The sequence below is a fragment of the Burkholderia sp. genome, assembly GCF_018375725.1.
GTDB lineage: Bacteria > Pseudomonadota > Gammaproteobacteria > Burkholderiales > Burkholderiaceae > Burkholderia.
The window spans coordinates 1-22,460 of sequence record NZ_JAHACR010000035.1 but is presented as its reverse complement, the minus strand read 5'-3'; the positions used below and the strand labels follow the sequence as shown (position 1 = coordinate 22,460).

General features: G+C 61.6%; 35 protein-coding genes and 1 pseudogene. 34 read left to right on the top strand and 2 right to left on the bottom strand.

Going from position 1 to position 22,460, the window contains the following annotated elements; all coding sequences use genetic code 11:
- The 32 genes and pseudogenes from KH616_RS07590 to dsbD form a co-directional block, all read left to right on the top strand.
- Positions 1-99: pseudogene (locus KH616_RS07590) on the top strand (elongation factor Tu); the annotation flags it as partial.
- A 142-nt stretch (positions 100-241) separates the two neighbouring features.
- Complete coding sequence (gene rpsJ, locus KH616_RS07585; protein WP_004199280.1) at positions 242-553, top strand: 30S ribosomal protein S10; 312 nt, start codon at positions 242-244, stop codon at positions 551-553.
- Positions 554-730: 177 nt separating this feature from the next.
- Positions 731-1,390, top strand: a complete 660-nt coding sequence (gene rplC / locus KH616_RS07580) for a 50S ribosomal protein L3 (protein WP_292240743.1) — start codon at positions 731-733, stop codon at positions 1,388-1,390.
- Positions 1,390-2,010 (top strand): 50S ribosomal protein L4, encoded by a 621-nt coding sequence (rplD, locus tag KH616_RS07575; RefSeq protein WP_292240740.1) that lies wholly within the window; start codon positions 1,390-1,392, stop codon positions 2,008-2,010. The genes rplC and rplD overlap by 1 nt, the downstream gene beginning before the upstream one ends.
- Positions 2,007-2,321 carry a 50S ribosomal protein L23 gene (gene rplW, locus KH616_RS07570; protein ID WP_012734358.1) on the top strand — a complete coding sequence of 105 codons (315 nt, stop codon included), beginning with the start codon at positions 2,007-2,009 and terminating at the stop codon, positions 2,319-2,321. The genes rplD and rplW overlap by 4 nt, the downstream gene beginning before the upstream one ends.
- Before the next feature lie 2 nt (positions 2,322-2,323).
- A complete protein-coding gene (rplB, locus tag KH616_RS07565; RefSeq protein WP_292240737.1) occupies positions 2,324-3,151 on the top strand; it encodes a 50S ribosomal protein L2 in 828 nt (275 codons plus the stop codon).
- Between the two features lie 10 nt (positions 3,152-3,161).
- Complete coding sequence (rpsS, locus tag KH616_RS07560; protein WP_004199273.1) at positions 3,162-3,437, top strand: 30S ribosomal protein S19; 276 nt, start codon at positions 3,162-3,164, stop codon at positions 3,435-3,437.
- Between the two features lie 12 nt (positions 3,438-3,449).
- Positions 3,450-3,779, top strand: a complete 330-nt coding sequence (rplV, locus tag KH616_RS07555) for a 50S ribosomal protein L22 (protein ID WP_004199272.1) — start codon at positions 3,450-3,452, stop codon at positions 3,777-3,779.
- Between the two features lie 11 nt (positions 3,780-3,790).
- Complete coding sequence (rpsC, locus tag KH616_RS07550; protein ID WP_292240617.1) at positions 3,791-4,588, top strand: 30S ribosomal protein S3; 798 nt, start codon at positions 3,791-3,793, stop codon at positions 4,586-4,588.
- Positions 4,589-4,590: 2 nt separating this feature from the next.
- Complete coding sequence (gene rplP, locus KH616_RS07545; protein WP_292240615.1) at positions 4,591-5,007, top strand: 50S ribosomal protein L16; 417 nt, start codon at positions 4,591-4,593, stop codon at positions 5,005-5,007.
- A 9-nt stretch (positions 5,008-5,016) separates the two neighbouring features.
- On the top strand, positions 5,017-5,211 hold the full coding sequence (gene rpmC, locus KH616_RS07540; RefSeq protein ID WP_004199856.1) for a 50S ribosomal protein L29: 195 nt from the start codon (positions 5,017-5,019) through the stop codon (positions 5,209-5,211).
- Positions 5,208-5,480 carry a 30S ribosomal protein S17 gene (gene rpsQ, locus KH616_RS07535; RefSeq protein WP_059558289.1) on the top strand — a complete coding sequence of 91 codons (273 nt, stop codon included), beginning with the start codon at positions 5,208-5,210 and terminating at the stop codon, positions 5,478-5,480. Before rpmC ends, rpsQ begins: the two co-directional genes overlap by 4 nt.
- 305 nt (positions 5,481-5,785) lie before the next feature.
- Entirely contained in the window at positions 5,786-6,154 is a 369-nt protein-coding gene (rplN, locus tag KH616_RS07530) for a 50S ribosomal protein L14 (RefSeq protein ID WP_038714987.1), read from the top strand.
- A gap of 9 nt (positions 6,155-6,163) precedes the next feature.
- Complete coding sequence (rplX, locus tag KH616_RS07525; RefSeq protein WP_292240546.1) at positions 6,164-6,472, top strand: 50S ribosomal protein L24; 309 nt, start codon at positions 6,164-6,166, stop codon at positions 6,470-6,472.
- 17 nt (positions 6,473-6,489) lie between these two features.
- Complete coding sequence (gene rplE, locus KH616_RS07520; RefSeq protein WP_004202757.1) at positions 6,490-7,029, top strand: 50S ribosomal protein L5; 540 nt, start codon at positions 6,490-6,492, stop codon at positions 7,027-7,029.
- Positions 7,030-7,036: 7 nt separating this feature from the next.
- Positions 7,037-7,342, top strand: coding sequence for a 30S ribosomal protein S14 (gene rpsN, locus KH616_RS07515; RefSeq protein ID WP_006400648.1), 306 nt, complete (start codon positions 7,037-7,039; stop codon positions 7,340-7,342).
- Positions 7,343-7,356: 14 nt separating this feature from the next.
- On the top strand, positions 7,357-7,752 hold the full coding sequence (rpsH, locus tag KH616_RS07510) for a 30S ribosomal protein S8 (RefSeq protein WP_006477185.1): 396 nt from the start codon (positions 7,357-7,359) through the stop codon (positions 7,750-7,752).
- Between the two features lie 18 nt (positions 7,753-7,770).
- Positions 7,771-8,301 carry a 50S ribosomal protein L6 gene (gene rplF / locus KH616_RS07505; RefSeq protein WP_292240525.1) on the top strand — a complete coding sequence of 177 codons (531 nt, stop codon included), beginning with the start codon at positions 7,771-7,773 and terminating at the stop codon, positions 8,299-8,301.
- A 12-nt stretch (positions 8,302-8,313) separates the two neighbouring features.
- Complete coding sequence (gene rplR / locus KH616_RS07500; protein WP_006400645.1) at positions 8,314-8,679, top strand: 50S ribosomal protein L18; 366 nt, start codon at positions 8,314-8,316, stop codon at positions 8,677-8,679.
- Between the two features lie 14 nt (positions 8,680-8,693).
- Positions 8,694-9,212 carry a 30S ribosomal protein S5 gene (rpsE, locus tag KH616_RS07495; protein ID WP_292240524.1) on the top strand — a complete coding sequence of 173 codons (519 nt, stop codon included), beginning with the start codon at positions 8,694-8,696 and terminating at the stop codon, positions 9,210-9,212.
- A 15-nt stretch (positions 9,213-9,227) separates the two neighbouring features.
- The gene (gene rpmD / locus KH616_RS07490; protein WP_004202755.1) at positions 9,228-9,410 is read left to right on the top strand and encodes a 50S ribosomal protein L30; all 183 of its coding nucleotides are present in this window, start codon (positions 9,228-9,230) and stop codon (positions 9,408-9,410) included.
- Between the two features lie 28 nt (positions 9,411-9,438).
- The gene (gene rplO / locus KH616_RS07485; RefSeq protein ID WP_006482880.1) at positions 9,439-9,873 is read left to right on the top strand and encodes a 50S ribosomal protein L15; all 435 of its coding nucleotides are present in this window, start codon (positions 9,439-9,441) and stop codon (positions 9,871-9,873) included.
- Between the two features lie 44 nt (positions 9,874-9,917).
- Complete coding sequence (secY, locus tag KH616_RS07480) at positions 9,918-11,264, top strand: preprotein translocase subunit SecY (protein WP_292240523.1); 1,347 nt, start codon at positions 9,918-9,920, stop codon at positions 11,262-11,264.
- Between the two features lie 9 nt (positions 11,265-11,273).
- Positions 11,274-11,492: a translation initiation factor IF-1 gene (infA, locus tag KH616_RS07475; protein ID WP_004521905.1), complete on the top strand. Its 219-nt coding sequence runs from the start codon at positions 11,274-11,276 to the stop codon at positions 11,490-11,492.
- Between the two features lie 20 nt (positions 11,493-11,512).
- The gene (rpmJ, locus tag KH616_RS07470; protein ID WP_004199844.1) at positions 11,513-11,629 is read left to right on the top strand and encodes a 50S ribosomal protein L36; all 117 of its coding nucleotides are present in this window, start codon (positions 11,513-11,515) and stop codon (positions 11,627-11,629) included.
- A 38-nt stretch (positions 11,630-11,667) separates the two neighbouring features.
- A complete protein-coding gene (rpsM, locus tag KH616_RS07465) occupies positions 11,668-12,033 on the top strand; it encodes a 30S ribosomal protein S13 (protein ID WP_292239380.1) in 366 nt (121 codons plus the stop codon).
- Positions 12,034-12,061: 28 nt separating this feature from the next.
- A complete protein-coding gene (gene rpsK, locus KH616_RS07460; protein ID WP_010092939.1) occupies positions 12,062-12,463 on the top strand; it encodes a 30S ribosomal protein S11 in 402 nt (133 codons plus the stop codon).
- Between the two features lie 140 nt (positions 12,464-12,603).
- Positions 12,604-13,227 (top strand): 30S ribosomal protein S4, encoded by a 624-nt coding sequence (rpsD, locus tag KH616_RS07455; RefSeq protein WP_292239096.1) that lies wholly within the window; start codon positions 12,604-12,606, stop codon positions 13,225-13,227.
- A gap of 124 nt (positions 13,228-13,351) precedes the next feature.
- The gene (rpoA, locus tag KH616_RS07450; RefSeq protein WP_292239094.1) at positions 13,352-14,329 is read left to right on the top strand and encodes a DNA-directed RNA polymerase subunit alpha; all 978 of its coding nucleotides are present in this window, start codon (positions 13,352-13,354) and stop codon (positions 14,327-14,329) included.
- A gap of 137 nt (positions 14,330-14,466) precedes the next feature.
- Positions 14,467-14,862 carry a 50S ribosomal protein L17 gene (gene rplQ, locus KH616_RS07445; RefSeq protein WP_292239092.1) on the top strand — a complete coding sequence of 132 codons (396 nt, stop codon included), beginning with the start codon at positions 14,467-14,469 and terminating at the stop codon, positions 14,860-14,862.
- A 160-nt stretch (positions 14,863-15,022) separates the two neighbouring features.
- Positions 15,023-15,349, top strand: coding sequence for a divalent-cation tolerance protein CutA (cutA, locus tag KH616_RS07440; protein ID WP_292239089.1), 327 nt, complete (start codon positions 15,023-15,025; stop codon positions 15,347-15,349).
- A complete protein-coding gene (dsbD, locus tag KH616_RS07435) occupies positions 15,342-17,186 on the top strand; it encodes a protein-disulfide reductase DsbD (protein WP_292239085.1) in 1,845 nt (614 codons plus the stop codon). The genes cutA and dsbD overlap by 8 nt, the downstream gene beginning before the upstream one ends.
- Before the next feature lie 96 nt (positions 17,187-17,282).
- On the opposite strand, the gene hemB is transcribed toward dsbD, so the two are convergent.
- On the bottom strand, positions 17,283-18,281 hold the full coding sequence (hemB, locus tag KH616_RS07430; RefSeq protein WP_292239082.1) for a porphobilinogen synthase: 999 nt from the start codon (positions 18,279-18,281) through the stop codon (positions 17,283-17,285).
- 256 nt (positions 18,282-18,537) lie between these two features.
- Positions 18,538-19,197 (bottom strand): ribosome biogenesis GTP-binding protein YihA/YsxC, encoded by a 660-nt coding sequence (gene yihA, locus KH616_RS07425; RefSeq protein WP_292239080.1) that lies wholly within the window; start codon positions 19,195-19,197, stop codon positions 18,538-18,540.
- 208 nt (positions 19,198-19,405) lie between these two features.
- Here yihA and KH616_RS07420 point away from each other — a divergent pair, with 208 nt between their 5' ends.
- Positions 19,406-20,059 carry a c-type cytochrome gene (locus KH616_RS07420; protein ID WP_292239078.1) on the top strand — a complete coding sequence of 218 codons (654 nt, stop codon included), beginning with the start codon at positions 19,406-19,408 and terminating at the stop codon, positions 20,057-20,059.
- A 121-nt stretch (positions 20,060-20,180) separates the two neighbouring features.
- The gene (locus KH616_RS07415) at positions 20,181-22,385 is read left to right on the top strand and encodes a cytochrome c biogenesis protein ResB (RefSeq protein ID WP_292239075.1); all 2,205 of its coding nucleotides are present in this window, start codon (positions 20,181-20,183) and stop codon (positions 22,383-22,385) included.
- The last annotated feature ends 75 nt before the right edge of the window (positions 22,386-22,460 follow it).

Genomic DNA, 22,460 nt, shown 5'->3' with positions numbered 1-22,460 from the left:
CTGATTGCGCCGATCGCGATGGAAGAAGGTCTGCGTTTCGCAATCCGTGAAGGCGGCCGCACCGTCGGTGCTGGCGTCGTCGCCAAGATCATCGAGTAATATCGGCGATCCGCCGGGTGGTGTATCATTCGGCGTCCAGTAGTGCCCGGGGCCGGGCGCCCGCTCTCCGCGGATGCCCGGCCTCACGTTCTTTACGTGATCCGGCGATGCAACATCGCCTCGCTCTTTTCAAGGAATCGTCATGCAGCAACAGAAAATCCGCATCCGCCTGAAGGCTTTCGACTACCGTCTGATCGATCAATCGGCAGCCGAGATCGTCGACACGGCAAAGCGGACTGGTGCAATCGTCCGTGGCCCGGTGCCGCTGCCGACCCGCATCCAGCGTTTTGACATCCTGCGTTCGCCGCACGTCAACAAGACGTCGCGCGACCAGCTCGAAATCCGTACCCACCAGCGCCTGATGGACATCGTCGATCCGACCGACAAGACGGTCGACGCGCTGATGAAGCTCGACCTGCCGGCTGGCGTCGACGTGGAAATCAAGCTGCAGTAAGGCTTTCAGCCCCGTCCGGCCTGCCGGGTGGTGCTAAGTCTTTGATTGCTTGCGGAAAACGAAAGGCCTGGCTATAATGCAGGGCTTTTCGCGTATTCGCGTAAAAAAGCTGGGCCTTGCGTGCCCGGCGTTTTGTAAATCAGCCCCGACCAATCGCAGTCGGGAATGGAGAAAACGATGAGCCTTGGACTCGTAGGTCGCAAGGTTGGCATGACCCGTATTTTCACGGCTGAAGGGGATTCGATCCCTGTCACCGTGCTGGACGTGTCGGACAACCGCGTGACGCAGATCAAGACTGTTGAAACCGACGGCTATACGGCCGTTCAGGTTGCATTCGGCTCCCGTCGTGCATCGCGCGTGACGAAGCCGCTGGCAGGTCATCTCGCCAAAGCCGGTGTCGAAGCCGGTGAAGTTCTCAAGGAATTCCGCATCGATGCGGCCAAGGCAGCTGAGCTGTCGAATGGCGCCATCGTTGGTCCGGATCTGTTCGAAGTGGGCCAGAAGGTCGACGTGCAAGGCGTGTCGATCGGTAAGGGCTACGCCGGTACCATCAAGCGTTACAACTTCTCCTCCGGCCGTGCTACGCACGGTAACTCGCGCTCGCACAACGTGCCGGGTTCGATCGGTATGGCGCAGGATCCGGGTCGTGTTTTCCCGGGTAAGCGCATGACCGGTCACATGGGTGATGAGACGGTGACGGTTCAGAATCTCGAAATCGCTCGCATCGACGCCGACCGCAAGCTGCTGCTCGTCAAGGGTGCAGTGCCGGGTGCGAAGGGCGGCAAGGTTTTCGTGACGCCGGCCGTGAAGACGCGTGCCGTGAAGGGGGCGAAATAATGGAACTCAAGCTCCTGAACGCGAATGGTCAGGAAGGTGCAGTGGTCAACGCGTCGGACGTCGTGTTCGGTCGTGACTACAACGAAGCGCTGATCCACCAGGTCGTCGTTGCTTACCAGGCGAACGCTCGCCAGGGTAACCGCGCGCAGAAGGATCGTGAGCAAGTCAAGCACACGACCAAGAAGCCGTGGCGCCAGAAGGGTACGGGCCGTGCTCGTGCCGGTATGTCGTCGAGCCCGCTGTGGCGTGGCGGTGGCCGGATCTTCCCGAACTCGCCGGAAGAAAACTTCTCGCAGAAGGTCAACAAGAAGATGCATCGCGCAGGTCTCTGCTCGATCTTCTCGCAGCTGGCCCGTGAAGGCCGTCTGTCGGTCGTCGAGGACATCGTTCTCGAAGCGCCGAAGACCAAGCTGCTGGCCGAAAAGTTCAAGGCCATGGGTCTCGAATCCGTGCTGGTGATCACCGACACGGTCGACGAAAACCTGTACCTCGCGTCGCGCAACCTGCCGCATGTGGCAGTTGTCGAGCCGCGCTATGCTGACCCGCTGTCGCTGATCTACTTCAAGAAAGTGCTGGTCACGAAGGCTGCGGTCGCCCAGATCGAGGAGTTGCTGTCATGAGCGAGATTCGCAAGAACGATCATCGTTTGATGCAGGTCCTGCTCGCACCGGTGGTCTCCGAGAAGGCGACGCTGGTTGCCGACAAGAACGAGCAAGTCGTGTTCGAAGTCGCGCCGGATGCCACGAAGCAGGAAGTGAAGGCGGCTGTCGAGCTGCTGTTCAAGGTTGAGGTTGATTCGGTCAACGTGCTGGTTCAGAAGGGCAAGCAAAAGCGCTTCGGCCGCTCGATGGGTCGTCGCAAGGACGTCAAGAAGGCGTACGTCTGCCTGAAGCCCGGCCAGGAAATCAACTTCGAAGCGGAGGCCAAGTAATCATGGCAATCGTGAAAGTTAAGCCGACCTCGCCGGGTCGCCGCGCGATGGTCAAGGTGGTCAACAAGGACCTGCACAAGGGCAAGCCGTTCGCGCCGCTGCTCGACACGCAGAGCTCCAAGGCTGGCCGCAACAACAACGGGCGCATCACGACGCGTCACCAGGGTGGCGGTCACAAGCAGCACTACCGTGTCGTCGACTTCCGTCGCACGAAGGACGGTATTCCGGCGAAGGTCGAGCGTCTCGAGTACGACCCGAACCGCAGCGCGAACATCGCGCTGGTGCTGTATGCAGACGGCGAGCGTCGCTACATCATCGCGCCGAAGGGCGTGACGGTCGGCCAGCAGCTGATGTCGGGTTCGGAAGCGCCGATTCGCGCAGGCAACACGCTGCCGATTCGCAACATTCCGGTCGGTACGACGATTCACTGCATCGAAATGCTCCCGGGCAAGGGCGCGCAGATGGCGCGTTCGGCTGGTACGTCGGCGATGCTGCTGGCACGTGAAGGCGTGTACGCACAGGTTCGTCTGCGTTCGGGCGAAATCCGCCGCGTGCACATCGAGTGCCGTGCGACGATCGGTGAAGTCGGTAACGAAGAGCACAGCCTGCGCCAGATCGGCAAGGCCGGTGCGAACCGCTGGCGTGGTATCCGCCCGACGGTGCGTGGCGTGGCAATGAACCCGATCGATCACCCGCACGGTGGTGGTGAAGGCCGTACTGCTGCGGGCCGCGACCCGGTGAGCCCGTGGGGCACGCCGACGAAGGGCTTCCGCACGCGTCGCAACAAGCGCACGACGACGATGATCGTCCAGCGCCGTCACAAGCGTTAAGGAGTAGGCAATGGCACGTTCTGTTAAAAAAGGTCCGTTCTGCGACGCCCATTTGCTGAAGAAAGTTGAGGCGGCTGCAGCTTCGCGTGACAAGAAGCCGATCAAGACCTGGTCGCGTCGTTCGACGATTCTGCCGGATTTCATCGGCCTGACGATCGCTGTTCACAACGGCCGTCAACACGTTCCGGTGTACATCTCGGAAAACATGGTCGGCCACAAGCTTGGCGAGTTCGCACTGACCCGTACGTTCAAGGGTCACGCGGCCGACAAGAAGGCCAAGAAATAAGGGGCTATCAAGATGGAAGTGAAAGCAATTCATCGCGGTGCCCGCATCTCGGCGCAGAAGACGCGCCTTGTGGCTGACCAGATCCGCGGTTTGCCGGTCGACAAGGCGCTGAACGTTCTGACGTTCTCGCCGAAGAAGGCGGCTGGCATCGTGAAGAAGGTCGTGCTGTCGGCGATCGCGAATGCGGAGCACAACGAAGGCGCCGATATCGACGAGCTCAAGATCAAGAGCATCTATGTCGACAAGGCTGCATCGCTCAAGCGGTTCACCGCGCGCGCCAAGGGCCGCGGCAACCGCATTGAGAAGCAATCCTGTCACATCACTGTGACGGTCGGGAATTAAGGAGCCATACGATGGGACAGAAAATTCATCCGACTGGCTTCCGCCTGGCTGTCAGCCGCAATTGGGCTTCGCGTTGGTACGCGAACAACAACAATTTCGCGGCGATGCTGCAGGAAGACATCGGTGTTCGTGAATACCTCAAGAAGAAGCTGAAGAACGCTTCGGTCGGCCGTGTCGTCATCGAGCGTCCTGCAAAGAACGCGCGCATCACGATTTACAGCTCGCGTCCGGGTGTCGTTATCGGCAAGAAGGGCGAGGATATCGAACAGCTGAAGGCTGAACTGCAACGCCGCATGGGCGTGCCGGTTCACGTCAACATCGAAGAAATCCGCAAGCCGGAAACCGATGCGCAGCTGATCGCTGACTCGATCACGCAACAGCTCGAGCGCCGGATCATGTTCCGCCGCGCGATGAAGCGTGCGATGCAGAACGCGATGCGCATGGGCGCCCAAGGCATCAAGATCATGAGCGCCGGCCGCCTGAACGGTATCGAAATCGCTCGTACGGAGTGGTATCGCGAAGGTCGCGTGCCCCTGCATACGCTGCGTGCCGACATCGACTACGCAACTTCGGAAGCGAAGACGACGTACGGCATCATCGGCGTCAAGGTGTGGGTGTACAAGGGCGACACGCTCGGCCGCAACGACGTGCCGGTGGTGGAAGAAGTGGCCGAGGACAAGCGTCCGCGTCGCAATGCACGTCCGGGCGACCGTCGTCCGCGCCGTGATGGCGAAGGCGGTGCTCCGGGTGCACGTCGTGGCGCACCGCGCCGTGCCGGCAAGCCGGAAGACGGCAAGACTGGAGAATAACGATGCTGCAACCGAAACGCAGGAAGTATCGCAAAGAGCAGAAAGGTCGTAACACCGGCAAGGCGACGCGCGGCAACGCGGTGTCGTTCGGTGATTTCGGCCTGAAGGCGATCGGTCGCGGCCGTTTGACCGCGCGTCAAATTGAAGCGGCGCGTCGTGCAATGACGCGTCACATCAAGCGTGGCGGCCGCATCTGGATTCGCATTTTCCCGGACAAGCCGATTTCGCAGAAGCCGGCCGAAGTACGTATGGGTAACGGTAAGGGTAACCCGGAGTACTACGTGGCTGAGATCCAGCCGGGCAAGATGCTGTATGAAATGGACGGCGTATCCGAAGAACTGGCACGCGAAGCGTTCCGCCTGGCTGCAGCCAAGCTGCCGCTCCAGACGGTATTCATCGTGCGTCAGCTCGGCGCCTAAGGAGAAAACATGAAGGCTTCCGAACTTCTCCAGAAAGACCAGGCCGCGCTCAACAAAGAGCTGTCGGACCTGCTGAAGGCGCAATTCGGCCTGCGCATGCAACTCGCGACCCAGCAGCTCACGAACACGAGCCAGCTGAAGAAGGTTCGTCGCGACATCGCACGTGTGCGGACCGTCCTGACTCAGAAGGCGAACCAGAAATGAACGATAGCGTGAAAACCTCGCTGAAGCGGACGCTCGTCGGTCGGGTCGTCAGCAACAAGATGGACAAGACCGTCACCGTGCTGGTCGAGCACCGCGTCAAGCACCCGATCTACGGCAAGTATGTCGTGCGTTCGAAGAAGTACCACGCGCACGATGAAGCGAACACCTACAACGAAGGCGATCTCGTCGAAATCCAGGAAACCCGTCCTGTTTCGAAGACGAAGGCCTGGGCGGTGTCGCGTCTCGTCGAGGCAGCCCGCGTGATCTAAGCGGGACCAGGCAGTAACAGGCACTTCAGCAATGAAGTGCTTGAAATCGCAAAGTTTTTGCTTGCGTGACCGGGGTTATTTGTTATAATCCCGGTCTTCCCTCTTTATGGGAGCCCCGTCGCGGGCGAAGTTGGTGGGGGAAGCGGACTGGCGCCAGCCTGCTCCGAAAGAATCACCGAATTGCGATGGCGGGTTTCGTTTGCCGTCGCTGCTGTTCCAACCCAAGCAGCCGATTGGCTGACGGGACCAAGACTGACCGAATGTGCCATGGTGGTGCATCCGGATTAAGTTGGGAAAGACAAACCATGATCCAGACCGAAACTCGGCTTGAAGTGGCCGACAACACGGGTGCACGTGAAGTCATGTGCATCAAGGTGCTCGGCGGCTCGAAGCGTCGTTATGCCAGCATTGGCGACATCATCAAGGTGAGCGTCAAAGAGGCAACGCCGCGCGGGCGTGTGAAGAAAGGCGAAATCTACAACGCCGTGGTGGTCCGCACCGCCAAGGGCGTTCGTCGTCAAGACGGTTCGCTGATCAAGTTCGACGGCAACGCCGCTGTGCTTTTGAATAACAAGCTCGAGCCGATCGGCACCCGTATTTTCGGGCCCGTCACGCGTGAGCTGCGTAGCGAACGATTCATGAAGATCGTTTCGCTGGCGCCGGAAGTGCTGTAAGGAGTCGCGATGAACAAGATTCGCAAAGGTGACGAAGTCATCGTCATCGCCGGCAAGGACAAGGGCAAGCGCGGTGTCGTGCTGGCCGTCGGTGCCGACCGTGTGACGGTTGAAGGTATCAACCTCGTCAAGAAGCATGTTAAGCCCAACCCGATGAAGGGTACGCAGGGCGGCGTGGAAGCGAAGACGATGCCCCTGCATATTTCGAACGTCGCGCTGGTCGACGCGAATGGCAAGGCCTCGCGTGTTGGCATCAAGGTCGAGGAAGGCAAGAAGGTGCGCTTCCTGAAGACGACCGGTGCCGTGCTGAGCGCTTGACGCAGCGGAGTAAAAAAATGGCTCGTTTTCAAGAGTTTTACAAAGAAAAGGTTGTGCCCGGCCTGATCGAGAAGTTCGGGTACAAGTCGGTCATGGAAGTGCCGCGCATCACCAAGATCACCCTGAACATGGGTCTTGGCGAAGCGGTGGCCGACAAGAAGATCATCGAGAACGCCGTCGGCGACCTGACGAAGATCGCAGGTCAGAAGCCGGTCGTGACGAAGGCTCGCAAGGCAATCGCAGGCTTCAAGATCCGCCAGGGTTACCCGATCGGCGCGATGGTGACGCTGCGTGGCCGCGCGATGTACGAATTTCTCGACCGTTTCGTGACGGTTGCCCTGCCCCGCGTGCGCGACTTCCGTGGCGTGTCGGGTCGTGCCTTCGATGGCCGCGGCAACTACAACATCGGTGTGAAAGAGCAGATCATTTTCCCCGAAATCGATTACGACAAGATCGACGCGCTGCGTGGGCTGAACATCAGCATCACGACCACCGCGAAGACCGACGACGAAGCAAAGGCTCTGCTCGCCAGCTTCAAGTTCCCGTTCAGAAACTGAGGTTACCGTGGCTAAACTGGCACTGATCGAACGTGAAAAGAAGCGCGCCCGCCTGGTCGCGAAGTTCGCAGCGAAGCGCGAAGCGCTGAAGGCGATCATCGAAGACCAAAGCAAGTCGGAAGAAGAGCGCTACGAAGCACGCCTTGAGCTGCAGCAACTGCCCCGCAACGCAAACCCGACCCGCCAGCGTAACCGCTGCGCGATCACGGGCCGTCCGCGTGGCACGTTCCGTAAATTCGGCCTCGCGCGTAACAAGATTCGTGAAATCGCATTCCGTGGCGAGATTCCTGGCCTGACCAAGGCGAGCTGGTAATAGGAGAAACATAAATGAGCATGAGTGATCCTATCGCCGATATGCTGACTCGCATCCGCAACGCGCAGATGGTCGAGAAGGTATCGGTCGCGATGCCCTCGTCGAAGGTCAAGGTTGCAATCGCGCAAGTCCTGAAGGACGAAGGCTATATCGACGATTTCGCCGTGAAGGCGGAAGGTGCGAAGTCCGAACTGAATATCGCGCTGAAGTACTACGCTGGCCGTCCGGTCATCGAACGCCTCGAGCGCGTGTCGAAGCCGGGTCTGCGCGTGTACCGTGGCCGTAACGACATTCCGCAGGTCATGAATGGCCTCGGCGTGGCTATCGTGTCGACGCCGAAGGGCGTGATGACCGACCGCAAGGCGCGCGCTACGGGCGTCGGCGGCGAAGTCATCTGCTACGTCGCTTAACCGAAAGGAGAGAGAAACATGTCTCGAGTAGGTAAGAGCCCGATCGCGCTGCAAGGCGCGGAATTCAAGGTCGTCGACGGTGAAATCATCGTCAAGGGCCCGCTGGGCACGATCACGCAAGCGGTCAACCCGCTCGTGAACGTGGCGAACAACGACGGCACGCTGAATCTGGCGCCGGTCGACGAGAGCCGCGAAGCAAACGCAATGTCGGGCACGATGCGCGCGATCATCGCGAACATGGTGCACGGCGTGACCAAGGGTTTCGAGCGCAAGCTGACGCTGGTTGGCGTCGGTTATCGTGCGCAAGCGCAAGGCGACAAGCTGAACCTGTCGCTGGGTTTCTCGCACCCGGTGGTGCACCAGATGCCGGAAGGCGTCAAGGCTGAAACCCCGACGCAAACCGAAATCGTGATCAAGGGGATCGACAAGCAGAAAGTCGGCCAAGTGGCTGCGGAAGTCCGCGGCTACCGTCCGCCGGAGCCCTACAAGGGCAAGGGCGTGCGCTATGCCGACGAGGTTGTGATCCTCAAAGAAACGAAGAAGAAGTAAGGGTGCGCAATCATGGATAAGACTCAATCTCGCCTGCGCCGCGCTCGCCAGACGCGTATCAAGATCGCTGAGCTGCAGGTCGCGCGTCTCGCCGTGCATCGCACGAACACGCACATCTACGCTCAAGTGTTCTCGCCGTGCGGCACCAAGGTGCTCGCAAGCGCGTCGACGCTCGAAGCTGAAGTGCGCGCAGAGCTCGCCGACAAGTCGGGCAAGGGTGGCAACGTTGCCGCCGCTACGCTGATCGGCAAGCGCATTGCCGAGAAGGCTAAGGCCGCCGGCATCGAATCCGTCGCCTTCGACCGCTCGGGCTTCCGCTACCACGGCCGCGTGAAAGCGCTGGCTGAGGCAGCTCGTGAAGCTGGGCTCAAGTTCTAAGGAAGGAATTCGTCATGGCAAAGATGCAAGCGAAAGTTCAGGCTGACGAACGCGACGACGGCCTTCGTGAAAAGATGATTTCGGTCAATCGCGTGACCAAGGTCGTGAAGGGTGGCCGTATTCTCGGCTTCGCCGCACTGACCGTGGTTGGCGATGGTGATGGCCGCATCGGTATGGGCAAGGGCAAGGCGAAGGAAGTGCCGGTTGCCGTCCAGAAGGCAATGGAGCAAGCTCGCCGCAACATGTTCAAGGTGCCGCTTAAGAACGGCACGCTGCAACACGAAGTGCACGGCAAGCACGGCGCATCCGAAGTCCTCCTCGCTCCGGCGAAGGACGGTACCGGTGTGATCGCCGGCGGCCCGATGCGCGCAGTGTTCGACGTGATGGGCGTTCAGAACGTCGTGGCGAAGAGCCACGGTTCGACGAACCCGTACAACCTCGTGCGTGCAACGCTGGACGGCCTGCGCAAGCAGTCGACCCCGGCCGACATCGCGGCGAAGCGCGGCAAGTCCGTCGAAGAAATTTTGGGCTAAGCCCAGGTGGTCACCATGTCTGAAAAAACTGTCAAGGTTCAGCTCGTCAAGAGCCTGATTGGGACCCGCGAATCGCACCGCGCCACCGTGCGCGGTCTGGGTCTGCGTCGCCTCAATTCGGTCAGCGAGCTTCAGGATACGCCGGCGGTGCGCGGCATGATCAACAAGGTCTCGTACCTTGTTAAGGTCATCGGTTAAGCGGCCGACTACGGATCAAGGAGTTGATATGGAATTGAATAACCTGAAGCCGGCTGCAGGCGCCAAGCACGCTAAGCGTCGCGTGGGCCGCGGCATCGGTTCCGGCCTCGGTAAGACGGCCGGCCGTGGTCACAAGGGTCAGAAATCGCGTTCGGGCGGCTTCCACAAGGTCGGCTTCGAAGGCGGTCAGATGCCGCTGCAGCGTCGTCTGCCGAAGCGCGGCTTCACGTCGCTGACGAAGGAATTCGTCGGTGAAGTGCGCCTGGGCGACCTCGAAAAGCTGCCGGTCGACGAAATCGATCTGCTCGCACTGAAGCAAGCCGGCCTGGTCGGCGAGCTGACGAAGAGCGCAAAGATCATCGCGACGGGCGAACTGAAGCGCAAAATCGTCGTGAAGGGTCTCGGCGCCACCAAGGGTGCGCGTGCTGCGATCGAAGCGGCTGGCGGTTCGTTTGCCGAGTGACACGCATTTAGCGACGTCACTAGCATTTGCATCGGAGAAAGTACTTGGCTAACAGCCCGAGTCTTGCAAAACCCGGTCGAAGCACGGCGAAGTTCGGCGATCTGCGCCGGCGTGCAATGTTCTTGCTGCTGGCGCTGATCGTCTATCGCATCGGCGCGCATATCCCGGTGCCGGGCATCGATCCGGATCAACTGGCGAAGCTGTTCCAGAGCCAGGCGGGCGGCATCCTGGGCATGTTCAACATGTTCTCGGGTGGCGCGCTTTCCCGCTTCACGATCTTCGCATTGGGGATCATGCCGTACATTTCGGCGTCGATCATCATGCAGCTGCTGGCGATCGTATCGCCGCAGTTGGAGGCGTTGAAGAAGGAAGGGCAGGCAGGTCAACGGAAGATCACGCAGTACACGCGGTATTTCACCGTGGTGCTCGCGACCTTCCAGGCGTTCGGTATCGCGGCCGCGCTGGAAAACCAGCCGGGCCTCGTCACCGATCCCGGCATGCTGTTCCGTCTGACAACGGTCGTGACGCTGGTCACCGGTACGATGTTCCTGATGTGGCTGGGTGAGCAGATCACCGAGCGAGGTCTGGGCAACGGTATCTCGATCATCATCTTCGGCGGGATCGCAGCAGGGTTCCCGAATGCCGTCGGTGGGTTGTTCGAGTTGGTGCGTACGGGTTCGATGAGCATCATTTCGGCGATCATCATCGTCGTTCTGATTGCCGCGGTGACTTACCTGGTCGTGTTCATCGAACGCGGTCAGCGCAAGATCCTCGTGAACTACGCAAAGCGCCAGGTCGGCAACAAGATCTACGGTGGGCAGTCGTCTCACTTGCCGCTGAAGCTGAACATGTCGGGTGTGATTCCGCCGATCTTCGCATCGTCGATCATTCTGTTCCCGGCAACGATCCTGAGCTGGTTCAGCTCGGGCGAACGCAAGGGCTGGTTCTCCGACACGCTGCATAACGTGGCGGAAGCGCTGAAGCCGGGTCAGCCGGTCTACGTGCTGCTGTACACGCTGGCAATCGTGTTTTTCTGCTTCTTCTACACCGCACTGGTGTTCAATAGCAGGGAAACCGCGGACAACCTGAAGAAGAGCGGGGCCTTCGTGCCGGGCATCCGTCCGGGCGAGCAGACCGCACGATATATCGACCGCATCCTCACGCGTCTGACGCTGGCCGGTGCGATCTACATCGTGTTCGTGTGTCTGCTGCCGGAATTCCTGGTGCTGCGCTGGAATGTGCCGTTTTATTTTGGTGGAACGTCGCTGCTGATCATTGTCGTCGTCACGATGGACTTCATGGCGCAGGTGCAGTCGTACGTTATGTCGCAACAGTATGAGTCGCTGCTCAAGAAGGCTAACTTCAAGGGCGGCAACATCCCAATGCGTTAAAAAGGACTTATGGCCAAGGACGATGTAATCCAGATGCAGGGCGAGGTGATCGAGAACCTCCCGAATGCGACCTTCCGCGTGAAGCTGGAAAACGGCCATGTCGTGTTGGGGCATATCTCCGGAAAGATGCGGATGCACTACATCCGTATCCTCCCTGGCGACAAGGTGACGGTTGAATTGACGCCTTACGATCTGTCTCGTGCGCGGATCGTGTTCCGGGCGAAGTGATTTGAAAAAAGGGTAATATCATGAAAGTGATGGCATCGGTTAAGCGCATTTGCCGCAATTGCAAGATCATCAAGCGCAAAGGCGTGGTTCGCGTGATCTGCAGCTCGGATCCGCGCCATAAGCAGCGTCAAGGCTGACCGCGCGTTTGTTTGCGCTTTTTGTTTGAGGAAAAACAATGGCTCGTATCGCAGGGGTTAACATCCCGAATCACCAGCATACCGAGATCGGCCTGACGGCAATCTTCGGTGTTGGCCGCACCCGCTCGCGCGAGATCTGCGCGGCTGCTGGCGTGGAATTCTCGAAGAAGGTCAAGGACCTGACCGACGCAGATCTCGAAAAGCTGCGTGAAGAAGTGGGCAAGTTTGTCGTCGAAGGCGATCTGCGCCGTGAAGTGACGATGAACATCAAGCGCCTGATGGATCTCGGTTGCTACCGCGGCGTTCGTCATCGCAAGGGCCTGCCGATGCGCGGTCAGCGTACGCGTACGAACGCACGTACTCGCAAGGGTCCGCGTCGTGCAGCGCAAGCGCTGAAGAAGTAAGCGGAACTGACAGTTACAGGAAAACGTAATGGCTAAGGCTTCGAACACCGCGGCGCAACGCGTTCGCAAGAAGGTTAAGAAGAACGTCGCTGAAGGCGTGGTTCACGTTCACGCGTCGTTCAACAACACGATCATCACGATCACCGATCGCCAAGGCAATGCGCTGGCATGGGCGACGTCGGGCGGCCAGGGCTTCAAGGGCTCGCGCAAGTCGACGCCGTTCGCTGCTCAGGTTGCTGCTGAGTCGGCCGGTCGCGTGGCGATGGAATATGGCGTGAAGAATCTGGAAGTGCGGATCAAGGGCCCTGGCCCGGGCCGCGAGTCGGCAGTGCGCGCACTGCACGGCCTCGGCATCAAGATCACCGCAATTTCGGATGTGACGCCGGTTCCGCATAACGGCTGCCGTCCGCCGAAGCGTCGCCGCATCTAACGATGCGCTGGCGCAAAGCCTGTCGTCGCACTGCGTCGACGGGCTGCGCTTTTTTGATTGATTAAGCCCACCGTTCGGCCCAAAGGGCGCGAACTAGCGCGGATCCATGTCCGCGTGACTGATTGATAAAGGAATGCAAAGTGGCACGTTATATCGGCCCTAAAGCCAAGCTGTCCCGCCGTGAAGGCACCGACCTCTTCCTGAAGAGCGCGCGTCGCTCGCTCGCCGACAAGTGCAAGCTCGACAGCAAGCCGGGCCAGCACGGCCGTACCTCGGGCGCACGTACGTCCGACTACGGTACGCAGCTGCGTGAGAAGCAGAAGGTCAAGCGTATCTACGGCGTGCTGGAGCGTCAGTTCCGCCGCTACTTCGCCGAAGCCGACCGCCGCAAGGGCAACACGGGTGAAAACCTGCTGCAACTGCTCGAGTCGCGCCTCGACAACGTCGTGTACCGCATGGGCTTCGGCTCGACCCGCGCTGAAGCGCGTCAGCTGGTGAGCCACAAGTCGATCACGGTGAACGGCGTCGTGTCGAACATCCCGTCGCTGCAAGTGAAGGCGGGTGATATCGTCGCGATCCGCGAAAAGGCGAAGAAGCAAGCGCGTATCGTCGAAGCGCTGTCGCTGGCCGAGCAAGGCGGCATGCCGAGCTGGGTTGCTGTCGATGCGAAGAAGTTCGAAGGCACGTTCAAGCAAGTGCCGGAGCGCGCTGACATCGCTGGCGACATCAACGAAAGCCTGATCGTCGAATTGTACTCGCGTTAATCCGATTGACGGCCGAGGCACCCCGATTGCTTCTCGCAAGGGGTAGCCTCGGCTGTTTATTTTCAGGGTGTTGCCGGTCAGCCTTATCGGTGTAACGAGCCGAGGGTATTGAAAAGGAAAACCTATGCAAACCAGTTTGTTGAAACCCAAGATCATCGCCGTGGAATCGCTGGGCGAGAACCACGCGAAGGTGGTCATGGAGCCGTTTGAACGCGGTTACGGCCACACCTTGGGCAACGCGCTCCGCCGCGTCCTGCTGTCGTCGATGATGGGCTACGCGCCGACCGAAGTGACGATCGCAGGCGTCGTGCACGAGTATTCGACGCTCGACGGTGTGCAAGAGGACGTCGTCAACCTGCTGCTGAACCTGAAGGGCGTGGTGTTCAAGCTGCACAACCGCGACGAAGTGACGGTGACCCTGCGCAAGGAAGGCGAAGGCGTCGTTACGGCCGGCGATATCGAGCTGGCTCACGATTGCGAAGTCATCAACCCGGATCACGTGATCGCGCATCTGTCGAAGGGCGGCAAGCTCGACGTGCAGATCAAGGTCGAGAAGGGCCGCGGCTACGTGCCGGGCAACGTTCGCCGTTACGGCGAAGATACGGCCAAGATCATCGGCCGCATCGTGCTCGACGCATCGTTCTCGCCGGTTCGCCGCGTGAGCTACGCGGTCGAAAGCGCACGTGTCGAGCAGCGTACCGACCTCGACAAGCTCGTGATGAACATCGAAACGAGCGGCGTGATCACCCCGGAAGAAGCGATCCGTCAATCGGCACGCATCCTGGTCGACCAGCTGTCGGTGTTCGCGGCGCTGGAAGGCACGGAAACGGCCGCAGAAGCACCGTCGCGCGCACCGCAGATCGATCCGATCCTGCTGCGTCCGGTCGATGATCTCGAACTGACGGTTCGTTCGGCGAACTGCCTGAAGGCCGAGAACATCTACTACATCGGCGACCTGATCCAGCGCACGGAAAACGAGCTGCTGAAGACGCCGAACCTCGGTCGCAAGTCGCTCAACGAGATCAAGGAAGTGCTCGCTTCGCGTGGTCTCACGCTGGGCATGAAGCTCGAAAACTGGCCGCCGGCTGGTCTCGACAAGTAAGCCCGGTTGCTGCTGTAACTGGTCAAGATGCGGATTTTCTTCTAGAATCCGCATCTTGCTTTTTTCTGTTACCGGCCCGTGCACCCGTCGGGTGCGATAGAAGAGCTGGACCAAAACTTTGAATCAAGGAAACTGAAATGCGCCATCGTCATGGTCTGCGGAAACTGAACCGCACGAGCAGCCACCGTCTGGCTATGCTCCGCAACATGTCCAACTCGCTGATCGAGCACGAAGTCATCAAGACGACGCTGCCGAAGGCGAAGGAACTCCGTAAGGTCGTCGAGCCGCTGATCACGCTCGGCAAGAAGCCGTCGCTGGCGAACCGCCGTCTGGCGTTCAACCGCCTGCGCGATCGCGATTCCGTCGCGAAGCTGTTCGACGTGCTCGGTCCGCGCTTCGCGAACCGTCCGGGCGGCTACCTGCGCATCCTGAAGTTCGGCTTCCGCGTCGGCGACAACGCACCGATGGCACTGGTCGAACTGCTGGATCGTCCGGAACCGGTCGAAGCGGAAAACGTCCAAGAAGCTGAATAAGCTTTCCGGTACGTAGCAGTATCAGAAGAGGGCTAAGCGAACGCTTGGCCCTTTTTGTTTTCCGGCGCCGGCATCCGCTTCGGCGTCGCCGTGCGGCGCGGCGGCGACGCGTACGCTACGATACGACGAAAGCGCGGGTAAACGATCTGGAGGTGTGCGTATGGTGGTGGTGTTGATGCTGACGACGGTGCCCGATGCGGCGACCGCCGATGCGCTGGCCGACGGTGCACTCGCGGCGCGGCTCGCCGCGTGCGTGTCGGAGCTTGGCGCGATCAAGTCGCGCTATCACTGGCAGGGCAAGGTCGAAACGGCGGAGGAAATCCAGTTGCTATTCAAGACGAGTCCGGTGCGCGCGCTCGAGCTGGAGCGATTTATCCAGTCGCATCATCCGTATGACACGCCCGAAATCGTCTCATGGCAGGCTGCGGCGTCGCCGGCATACGGTCAGTGGGTAACCGGCGAAACTCAACGGCTATTTCATGTTTAACGGTATGGTGTTTCGCGCGAGGCTGCACGTGCTGCGGCTCCTCATGCTTCTGTTGCCGCTCGCATTCGTGTTCGGCGGGGTTCCCGCTGCTCGGGCCGCGGACGATTTTCTCGATCCGTCGGTCGCATTCAAATTTAGCGCGAGTGAATCGCCGGGGCAGGTCGACGTTCGCTTCAAGGTCGCCGACGGCTACTACCTGTACCGCGAGCGGTTCGTATTTGCGGTGAAGGGCGGCCAGGCAACGCTCGGCGAGCCGCAACTGCCGGCCGGTCACGTGAAGTTCGACCAGACCTTCCAGAAGAACGTCGAAACCTACCGTGGCGACGTGTCGATCCATGTACCGGTCAAGCAGGCGTCGGGGCCGTTCGAACTCGTGGTGACGTCGCAGGGGTGCGCGGACGAAGGCATTTGCTATCCGCCCGCGGAGCACGTCGTCAAGGTGAGCGGCGACGCGCTGAGTGCATCGGCGTCTGCCTCGCCTGCCCGAGAAGCGGCGGGCGGCAACTGGTTCGACCGGCTCACGAGCGCTGATTACGCGCAGTCGCTGCTCGAAGGACAGGGCTTCTTCACGATCGTCGCGCTGTATTTCGTCGCCGGTATGGTCCTGAGCCTTTTGCCCTGCTCGTATCCGATGATTCCGATCGTCTCGGCGATCATCATCGGGCAGGGCACGCGCGCGACGCACGCGCGCGGCTTTGCGCTGTCGCTGACCTATGTGGTCGGCATGGCGCTCGTCTACACGGTGCTCGGCATCGCCGCCGCGATGGTCGGCCAGAGCCTCGGCGCGTGGCTGCAGAGCCCGTGGGTGCTCGGCAGCTTCGGCGTGCTGCTGACCGTGTTTGCGGTGTCGCTGATTTCCGGCATCGACATCGCATTGCCGCAACGTTGGCAAAACGGTGCCGCGCAGTCGACGAGCGGCCGCAAGGGCGGCCACTTCGTGGCGGTCGCGGCGATGGGGGCGCTGTCGGCGCTCGTCGTCGGCGCGTGCATGACAGCGCCGCTGTTCGCCGTGCTCGCATTCATCGCGCATACCGGCAACGCGCTGCTGGGCGGTGCGGCGCTGTTTGCGATGGGGTTGGGCCTGGGTGTGCCGCTCATGATCGTCGGGGTCGGCGCAGGCGCATTGCTGCCGCGCGCGGGCGCCTGGATGGACGGCGTGAAGGTGTTCTTCGGCATCGTGCTGCTCGCGGCCGCTCTGTGGATCGTATGGCCGGCGCTGGGGGGCGCATTCAGGATGCTGCTCGGTGCGTTGTGGCTGCTGGTGGCTGCCGCCGCGCTCGGCTTGTTCACGCCGCATGCGGGTGTGCTTTCGATCTGGCGGCGTCTCGGACGGGGCTTGGGTGCGGCGCTCGCGATCTGGGCGGCGGCATTGCTTGTCGGACTCGCGGCGGGCTCGACCGATCCGCTCAAGCCGCTTGCGGTGCTCGCGGTGCGTATGGCCGGCTCACCCGTGGCGGGCTCGGCGCCTGTGCAGGAAGGGCCGGCATTCGCGTCGATCGGATCGGGCGCGGAACTCGACGCGCTGCTGAAGGCGTCGAACCAGCCCGTCATGCTCGATTTCTATGCCGACTGGTGCGTGAGTTGCAAGGAAATGGAGCACCTCACCTTCAGCGACTCGCGGGTACGAGCAAGGCTGGCGCAGATGCATCTCGTGCGTGTCGATGTCACCGCGAATAATACGGACGATCAGGCGCTGCTCCGGCGCTTCAACCTGTTCGGGCCGCCCGGAATCATCTTTTTCGATCGGAGCGGCAAGGAAGTCGGGCGCGTGGTCGGTTATCAGGCGGCGGAGACGTTCTTGCGCAGTCTTGACCGGATGGCAGCGCCATCCGTGTGATGCGGGCCTTTGGCCGACCGACGCCAGCCGCATAAAAAAACGGCGACACACCACCGTGGTGCGTCGCCGTTTTGCGTCGGGGCCGACGGTGCGTGGTTAGCGTTGCGCCTTCAGCAGACGCGCCGCGTCGAGCGCAAAGTACGTCAGCACGCCGTCCGCGCCGGCGCGCTTGAACGCGAGCAGCGATTCGAGCACGACCTTGTCGTGATCGAGCCAGCCGTTCATTGCCGCAGCCTTCAGCATCGCGTATTCGCCGCTCACCTGATACACGTAGGTCGGGAAGCGGAATTCGTCCTTCACGCGGCGCAGGATGTCGAGATACGGCATGCCGGGTTTGACCATCACCATGTCCGCGCCTTCCTCGATGTCGAGGCGCACTTCGCGCAGCGCTTCGTCGCTGTTGGCCGGATCCATCTGGTAGGTCATCTTGTTGCCCTTGCCCAGATTCGAGGCCGAGCCGACCGCGTCGCGGAACGGGCCGTAGAACGCCGAGGCGTACTTGGCCGAATAAGCCATGATCCGCGTATGGATATGCCCGTCGCTTTCGAGCATTTCGCGGATCGCGCCGATGCGGCCGTCCATCATGTCCGACGGCGCGACGATGTCGACGCCGGCTTCCGCCTGCACGCGTGCCTGCTCGACGAGCATCTCGATGGTGTCGTCGTTGATCACGTAGCCCTGTTCGTCGAGGATGCCGTCCTGGCCGTGGCTCGTGTACGGGTCAAGTGCGACGTCGGTCAGCACGCCGAGTTCGGGGAAGCGCTTCTTCAGCTCGCGCACCGCACTCGGGATCAGGCCTTCGGGATTGGCCGCCTCGCGACCGTCGGGCGTTTTCAGCGACGGCTCGATCGCCGGGAACAGCGACAGCACCGGCACGCCCAGCTCGACGCACTGCTCGGCGACGTTCATCAGCAGATCGACGGACACGCGCTCCACGCCGGGCATCGACGGCACCGGCTGGCGCTCGTTCGTGCCCTCGACGACGAATACCGGGTAGATCAGGTCGTCGGTGGTCAGATGGTTTTCGCGCATCAGGCGGCGGGAGAAGTCGTCGCGGCGCATCCGGCGCGGACGATGAAGCGGATGGAAGCTCATGGCGATTTGGCAAAAAACAGAACAATAAGGGCGCTTACTGAACCCTTAGGTTATTTTTCGGGGCGTTGGTATATGATAGCGATCGAGTGGCACGCCTTGCGTGACGCTCCCCGCTTCTCCTCCCTGAGCGGGTGCCTGTCGTTATTCGATTAGGCTGTTTGACCCGCCGTTAAACGGCGGGTTTTTTTATGAGCCGGGCGAATCGCAGGCGCCATCGTCAGGTACGCGCGGCGGATGCTGGCCGCGCGGTGCCTGCTTATTGTGCTACAACCTCGCCATTTGCGTCGGCGGCGGACGGACGCACCCAGCTTTCGATCAGCGCATGGGCCTCGTCGAGCCCCGTGCGCTTGAGCGCGGAGAACAGCTGAACGGTCAGCTTGCCCTCGACGCCGGCATCCCGATACGCATCGAGCCCTTTTTGCGTCGTGCGCAGCGCATTGATGCTTTCCTGGCGCGTGAGCTTGTCGCATTTGGTCAGCAGCGTGTGAATCGGCTTGCCGGTCGGTGCAAACCACTCGATCATGCGGCGGTCGAGCTCGGTCAGCGGGCGGCGCGAATCCATCATCAGAATCAGGCCGCGGAGCTGCGGGCGTGTCGCGAGGTAGGTCGACAGCAGCATCTCCCAGTGCGCTTTCGCGGAGCCGGGCACTTCCGCATAGCCGTAGCCGGGCAGGTCGACGAGATTCGCGACCGGCTCGGCGGCCGGGCCGACCGAGAAATAGTTGATGTGCTGCGTACGGCCGGGCGTTTTCGAGGCGAACGCGAGGCGCTTCTGGTTGCACAGCACGTTGATCGCCGTCGATTTTCCGGCATTCGAGCGGCCCGCGAACGCGATTTCCGGCTGCACCGTCGACGGCAGGTCGCGAAGGTGGTTGACGGTCGTGAGAAAGCGGGCTTGATGGAGCAATAAGGCCATGGGAACCAGAGGGGCGACGGGCGGCACGGGCCGCTGGGTGGAGGCGGGGTAGCCCCGATAGGCGGGCAGGGGCTTTCGACGGGATATTGTACAATACGCCGGTTTGACCGAAGGTCGCGGCGCCTGCCTCGCGCGCTTCTGCGGTAGACTGATCGCCGTCGTTTATTGCAGAACCTCAAATTCCCACAAGACGAAACAGGGTGTGCGAATGAATCGACTGTGCAAGTCTCTGATGGTGCTTCAGGTTGCAGCAGGGTTCACCGGTTATGTCGGGGCGGCAGCGGCGGCGGATGCGGCCAAGCCGGATCTGGATCGAGGCAAGGCGATCGCGGCGCAAGTCTGCGCATCGTGCCACGGCGCCGACGGCAACAGCGCATCGGGCGGTTTCCCGAAGCTGGCCGGCCAGCATCCCGAATACCTGGTCAAGCAGTTGAACGATTTCAAGGCGCAGCCGGGCGCGAAGCGGCCGGCGCGCAACAATGCCGTGATGGTGGGGTTCGCCAGCGCATTGACCGAGCAGGACATGCGCAACGTGGCGGCGTACTACGCCTCGCAGGCGCCGAAGCTCGGCGTCGCGCATGACGCGTCGACCGTGCCGGTCGGCCAGAAGATCTACCGGGGCGGCATCACGGAAAAGGGCGTGCCCGCGTGTGCGAGCTGCCACGGCCCGACAGGGTTGGGCATTCCCGCGCAGTATCCGCGTCTGTCGGGGCAATGGGCGGATTACACCGTCGCCCAGTTGAACGCGTTCCAGCAGGGTGCGGGCGCGCGGAACAACAACGAACCGATGCATCAGATTGCGTCGCGCCTGTCCGAAGGCGAGATCAAGGCTGTGGCGGACTACATCGCCGGCCTGCGCTGAGCATCGATCGAAGGTGAAGTAGCCGGACGCCTGACGGGCGGCCGGAGCCAGAACAAGAAAAGGGTGGGGCGCCGCAGCATTGCGGCCGCCTTGCCCTTTTTTGTTGTCAGTCGGAGTTTGAATGAGCGTTATCACGTCGGGGATGGAGTCGAGGCCGGGCCAGGGCGCGGCGAAGCGTGCGGTGGAGCTGTTGAGTTCGATGCGCTTTGCAATTGCGCTGCTCGTGGTGCTTTCTATCGCGAGTATCGTCGGCACGGTGCTGACCCAGGACGATCCATATCCGAACTACGTGAACCAGTTCGGGCCGTTCTGGGCCGACATCTTCCGCTCGCTCGGCCTGTACAGCGTGTACAGCGCGTGGTGGTTCATGCTGATCCTGCTCTTCCTCGTCGTGTCGATCTCGCTGTGCGTGATCCGCAACGCGCCGAAGATGCTGGCCGACGCGAAGAGCTGGAAGGACAAGGTCCGCGAGGGCAGCCTGCGCGCCTTCCATCACAAGGCGGAATACTCGGTGAGCGGCACGCGCGCGTCGGTGGCGACGGCGCTGTCCGCCTTCGTCGCGAAGGCGGGCTACAAGCACGTCGTGCGCGAAACCGGCGGCGCGACGCTGATTTCGGCGAAGCGCGGCGCGATGACGAAGATCGGCTATATCTCCGCGCACCTCGCGATCGTCGTGATCTGCATCGGCGGCCTGCTCGACAGCAACCTGCCGATCAAATTCCAGATGTGGATATTCGGGAAGAGTCCCGTCAACACGAGCGCGGCGATCAGCGAGATCTCCGCCGACCATCGGTTGTCCGCGTCGAACCCGACGTTCCGCGGCTATGCTTGGGTGCCGGAAGGCCAGTTCGTGTCGACCGCGATCCTGAACCAGCCGAGCGGCTCGCTGATCCAGGATCTGCCGTTTTCGATCCAGCTCAACAAGTTCATCGTCGATTACTACACGACCGGGATGCCGAAGCTTTTCGCGAGCGACATCGTCGTCATCGACCGCGAGACCGGCAAGCGCATTCCGGCGCGCGTCGAGGTCAACAAGCCGTTCACGTACAAGGGCGTGTCGATCTACCAGTCGAGCTTCCAGGACGGCGGCTCGCAGATGCAGATGACCGCGTATCCGATGACGGGCGACAGCACGAAGACCTTTCCGCTGCAAGGCGTGATCGGCAATTCGGTGCCGCTTCAGATGCCGGGCGCCGACGGCGAGACGATCGAGTTCTCCGATTTCCGGGCGATCAATGTCGAGAACATGGCCGACGCGAACGGCAAGACGGATGTGCGCGGCGTCGCGACCACGCATTCGCTGAAGGAAGCGTTCGACGAGCGGCTCGGCTCGGGCGCCAAGTCGTCGAAGCCGATGCAACTCCACAACATCGGGCCGTCGGTGCAGTACAAGGTGCGCGGCAAGGACGGCCAGGCGCGCGAATTCAACAACTACATGCTGCCCGTCGACATGGGCGGCGATCGGGTTTTCCTCGCCGGCGTGCGGGCGAGCCCGAACGATCCGTTCCGCTACATGCGGATTCCGGCCGACGGCCAGGATTCGCTCGGCGAATGGATGCGTCTGCGGGCAGCGCTCGAGGATCCGGCCGTGCGCGCGCAGGCCGCCGCGCGCTTCGCGCAGCGCTCGCTGCCGGGTGCCGACGCATCGCTGCGCGAGCGTCTGCAGGACAGCGCGTCGAAAGTTCTGACACTTTTTGCTGCGGGCGACGACAGCGTCGGGCGCGCGGCTGACGGCCAGCCGATCGGCGGCTTCCAGGCGGTCGCGACGTTTATCGACCGCTCGGTGCCGAAGGCGGAGCAGGAGAAGGCGGCGGGCCTGATGCTGCGGATGCTGGAGGGCGCGATGTGGGAGGTCTGGCAGATCGCGCGCGAACGCGCCGGAGAACCGGCGGCGCAACAGGGTGCGGATACGATCCGTTTCGTGCAGGGTTCGATCAATGCACTGTCGGACAGCTTCCTGTACGGCGCGCCGGTCTATCTGCAGCTCGATGCCTTCAAGCAGGTGCAAGCTTCGGTATTCCAGCTGACGCGCGCGCCCGGCAAGAATCTCGTGTATCTTGGCAGCCTGCTGCTGGTCGTCGGCATCTTCGCGATGTTCTACGTCCGCGAGCGGCGTCTCTGGTTCTGGCTCAAGGACGCCGGTTCTTCGGGTGTCGACGTCGTGATGGCCATGTCCACGGCCCGCAAGACCTTCGATTTCGAGAAAGAATTCGTGCAGACGCGCGATGCGGCAGGCGCCGTGTTGCACGCCGCACCCCGCGACGCCGCCGCGGCGTCGGCTTCCCGCGCGCCGGCTGGCGGCGGTTCTGAGGATGTCTCCCGGTAACATCATGGATCTCACTCAAGTTTCGACTTCCCGCGCGCCGGCGGCCTCCGCGCCGGCCCCGGCCGACGCACCGCT

Excerpts from the sequence above, each read along its gene's own strand:
- rpoA (WP_292239094.1), top strand. The coding sequence starts at position 13,352 with ATGCAAACCAGTTTGTTGAAACCCAAGATCATCGCCGTGGAATCGCTG.
- rpsQ (WP_059558289.1), top strand. The coding sequence starts at position 5,208 with ATGAACGATAGCGTGAAAACCTCGCTGAAGCGGACGCTCGTCGGTCGG.
- rplQ (WP_292239092.1), top strand. The coding sequence starts at position 14,467 with ATGCGCCATCGTCATGGTCTGCGGAAACTGAACCGCACGAGCAGCCAC.
- yihA (WP_292239080.1), bottom strand. The coding sequence starts at position 19,197 with ATGGCCTTATTGCTCCATCAAGCCCGCTTTCTCACGACCGTCAACCAC.
- rpsE (WP_292240524.1), top strand. The coding sequence starts at position 8,694 with ATGGCAAAGATGCAAGCGAAAGTTCAGGCTGACGAACGCGACGACGGC.
- rplD (WP_292240740.1), top strand. The coding sequence starts at position 1,390 with ATGGAACTCAAGCTCCTGAACGCGAATGGTCAGGAAGGTGCAGTGGTC.
- rpmC (WP_004199856.1), top strand. The coding sequence starts at position 5,017 with ATGAAGGCTTCCGAACTTCTCCAGAAAGACCAGGCCGCGCTCAACAAA.
- infA (WP_004521905.1), top strand. The coding sequence starts at position 11,274 with ATGGCCAAGGACGATGTAATCCAGATGCAGGGCGAGGTGATCGAGAAC.
- rplW (WP_012734358.1), top strand. The coding sequence starts at position 2,007 with ATGAGCGAGATTCGCAAGAACGATCATCGTTTGATGCAGGTCCTGCTC.
- rpsJ (WP_004199280.1), top strand. The coding sequence starts at position 242 with ATGCAGCAACAGAAAATCCGCATCCGCCTGAAGGCTTTCGACTACCGT.
- rpsK (WP_010092939.1), top strand. The coding sequence starts at position 12,062 with ATGGCTAAGGCTTCGAACACCGCGGCGCAACGCGTTCGCAAGAAGGTT.
- rplC (WP_292240743.1), top strand. The coding sequence starts at position 731 with ATGAGCCTTGGACTCGTAGGTCGCAAGGTTGGCATGACCCGTATTTTC.
- rpsM (WP_292239380.1), top strand. The coding sequence starts at position 11,668 with ATGGCTCGTATCGCAGGGGTTAACATCCCGAATCACCAGCATACCGAG.
- rpsH (WP_006477185.1), top strand. The coding sequence starts at position 7,357 with ATGAGCATGAGTGATCCTATCGCCGATATGCTGACTCGCATCCGCAAC.
- KH616_RS07420 (WP_292239078.1), top strand. The coding sequence starts at position 19,406 with ATGAATCGACTGTGCAAGTCTCTGATGGTGCTTCAGGTTGCAGCAGGG.
- rpsS (WP_004199273.1), top strand. The coding sequence starts at position 3,162 with ATGGCACGTTCTGTTAAAAAAGGTCCGTTCTGCGACGCCCATTTGCTG.
- cutA (WP_292239089.1), top strand. The coding sequence starts at position 15,023 with ATGGTGGTGGTGTTGATGCTGACGACGGTGCCCGATGCGGCGACCGCC.
- rplN (WP_038714987.1), top strand. The coding sequence starts at position 5,786 with ATGATCCAGACCGAAACTCGGCTTGAAGTGGCCGACAACACGGGTGCA.
- rpmJ (WP_004199844.1), top strand. The coding sequence starts at position 11,513 with ATGAAAGTGATGGCATCGGTTAAGCGCATTTGCCGCAATTGCAAGATC.
- rplE (WP_004202757.1), top strand. The coding sequence starts at position 6,490 with ATGGCTCGTTTTCAAGAGTTTTACAAAGAAAAGGTTGTGCCCGGCCTG.
- dsbD (WP_292239085.1), top strand. The coding sequence starts at position 15,342 with ATGTTTAACGGTATGGTGTTTCGCGCGAGGCTGCACGTGCTGCGGCTC.
- rplB (WP_292240737.1), top strand. The coding sequence starts at position 2,324 with ATGGCAATCGTGAAAGTTAAGCCGACCTCGCCGGGTCGCCGCGCGATG.
- hemB (WP_292239082.1), bottom strand. The coding sequence starts at position 18,281 with ATGAGCTTCCATCCGCTTCATCGTCCGCGCCGGATGCGCCGCGACGAC.
- rpsC (WP_292240617.1), top strand. The coding sequence starts at position 3,791 with ATGGGACAGAAAATTCATCCGACTGGCTTCCGCCTGGCTGTCAGCCGC.
- rplR (WP_006400645.1), top strand. The coding sequence starts at position 8,314 with ATGGATAAGACTCAATCTCGCCTGCGCCGCGCTCGCCAGACGCGTATC.
- rplF (WP_292240525.1), top strand. The coding sequence starts at position 7,771 with ATGTCTCGAGTAGGTAAGAGCCCGATCGCGCTGCAAGGCGCGGAATTC.
- rplO (WP_006482880.1), top strand. The coding sequence starts at position 9,439 with ATGGAATTGAATAACCTGAAGCCGGCTGCAGGCGCCAAGCACGCTAAG.
- rplX (WP_292240546.1), top strand. The coding sequence starts at position 6,164 with ATGAACAAGATTCGCAAAGGTGACGAAGTCATCGTCATCGCCGGCAAG.
- rplV (WP_004199272.1), top strand. The coding sequence starts at position 3,450 with ATGGAAGTGAAAGCAATTCATCGCGGTGCCCGCATCTCGGCGCAGAAG.
- rplP (WP_292240615.1), top strand. The coding sequence starts at position 4,591 with ATGCTGCAACCGAAACGCAGGAAGTATCGCAAAGAGCAGAAAGGTCGT.
- KH616_RS07415 (WP_292239075.1), top strand. The coding sequence starts at position 20,181 with ATGAGCGTTATCACGTCGGGGATGGAGTCGAGGCCGGGCCAGGGCGCG.
- rpmD (WP_004202755.1), top strand. The coding sequence starts at position 9,228 with ATGTCTGAAAAAACTGTCAAGGTTCAGCTCGTCAAGAGCCTGATTGGG.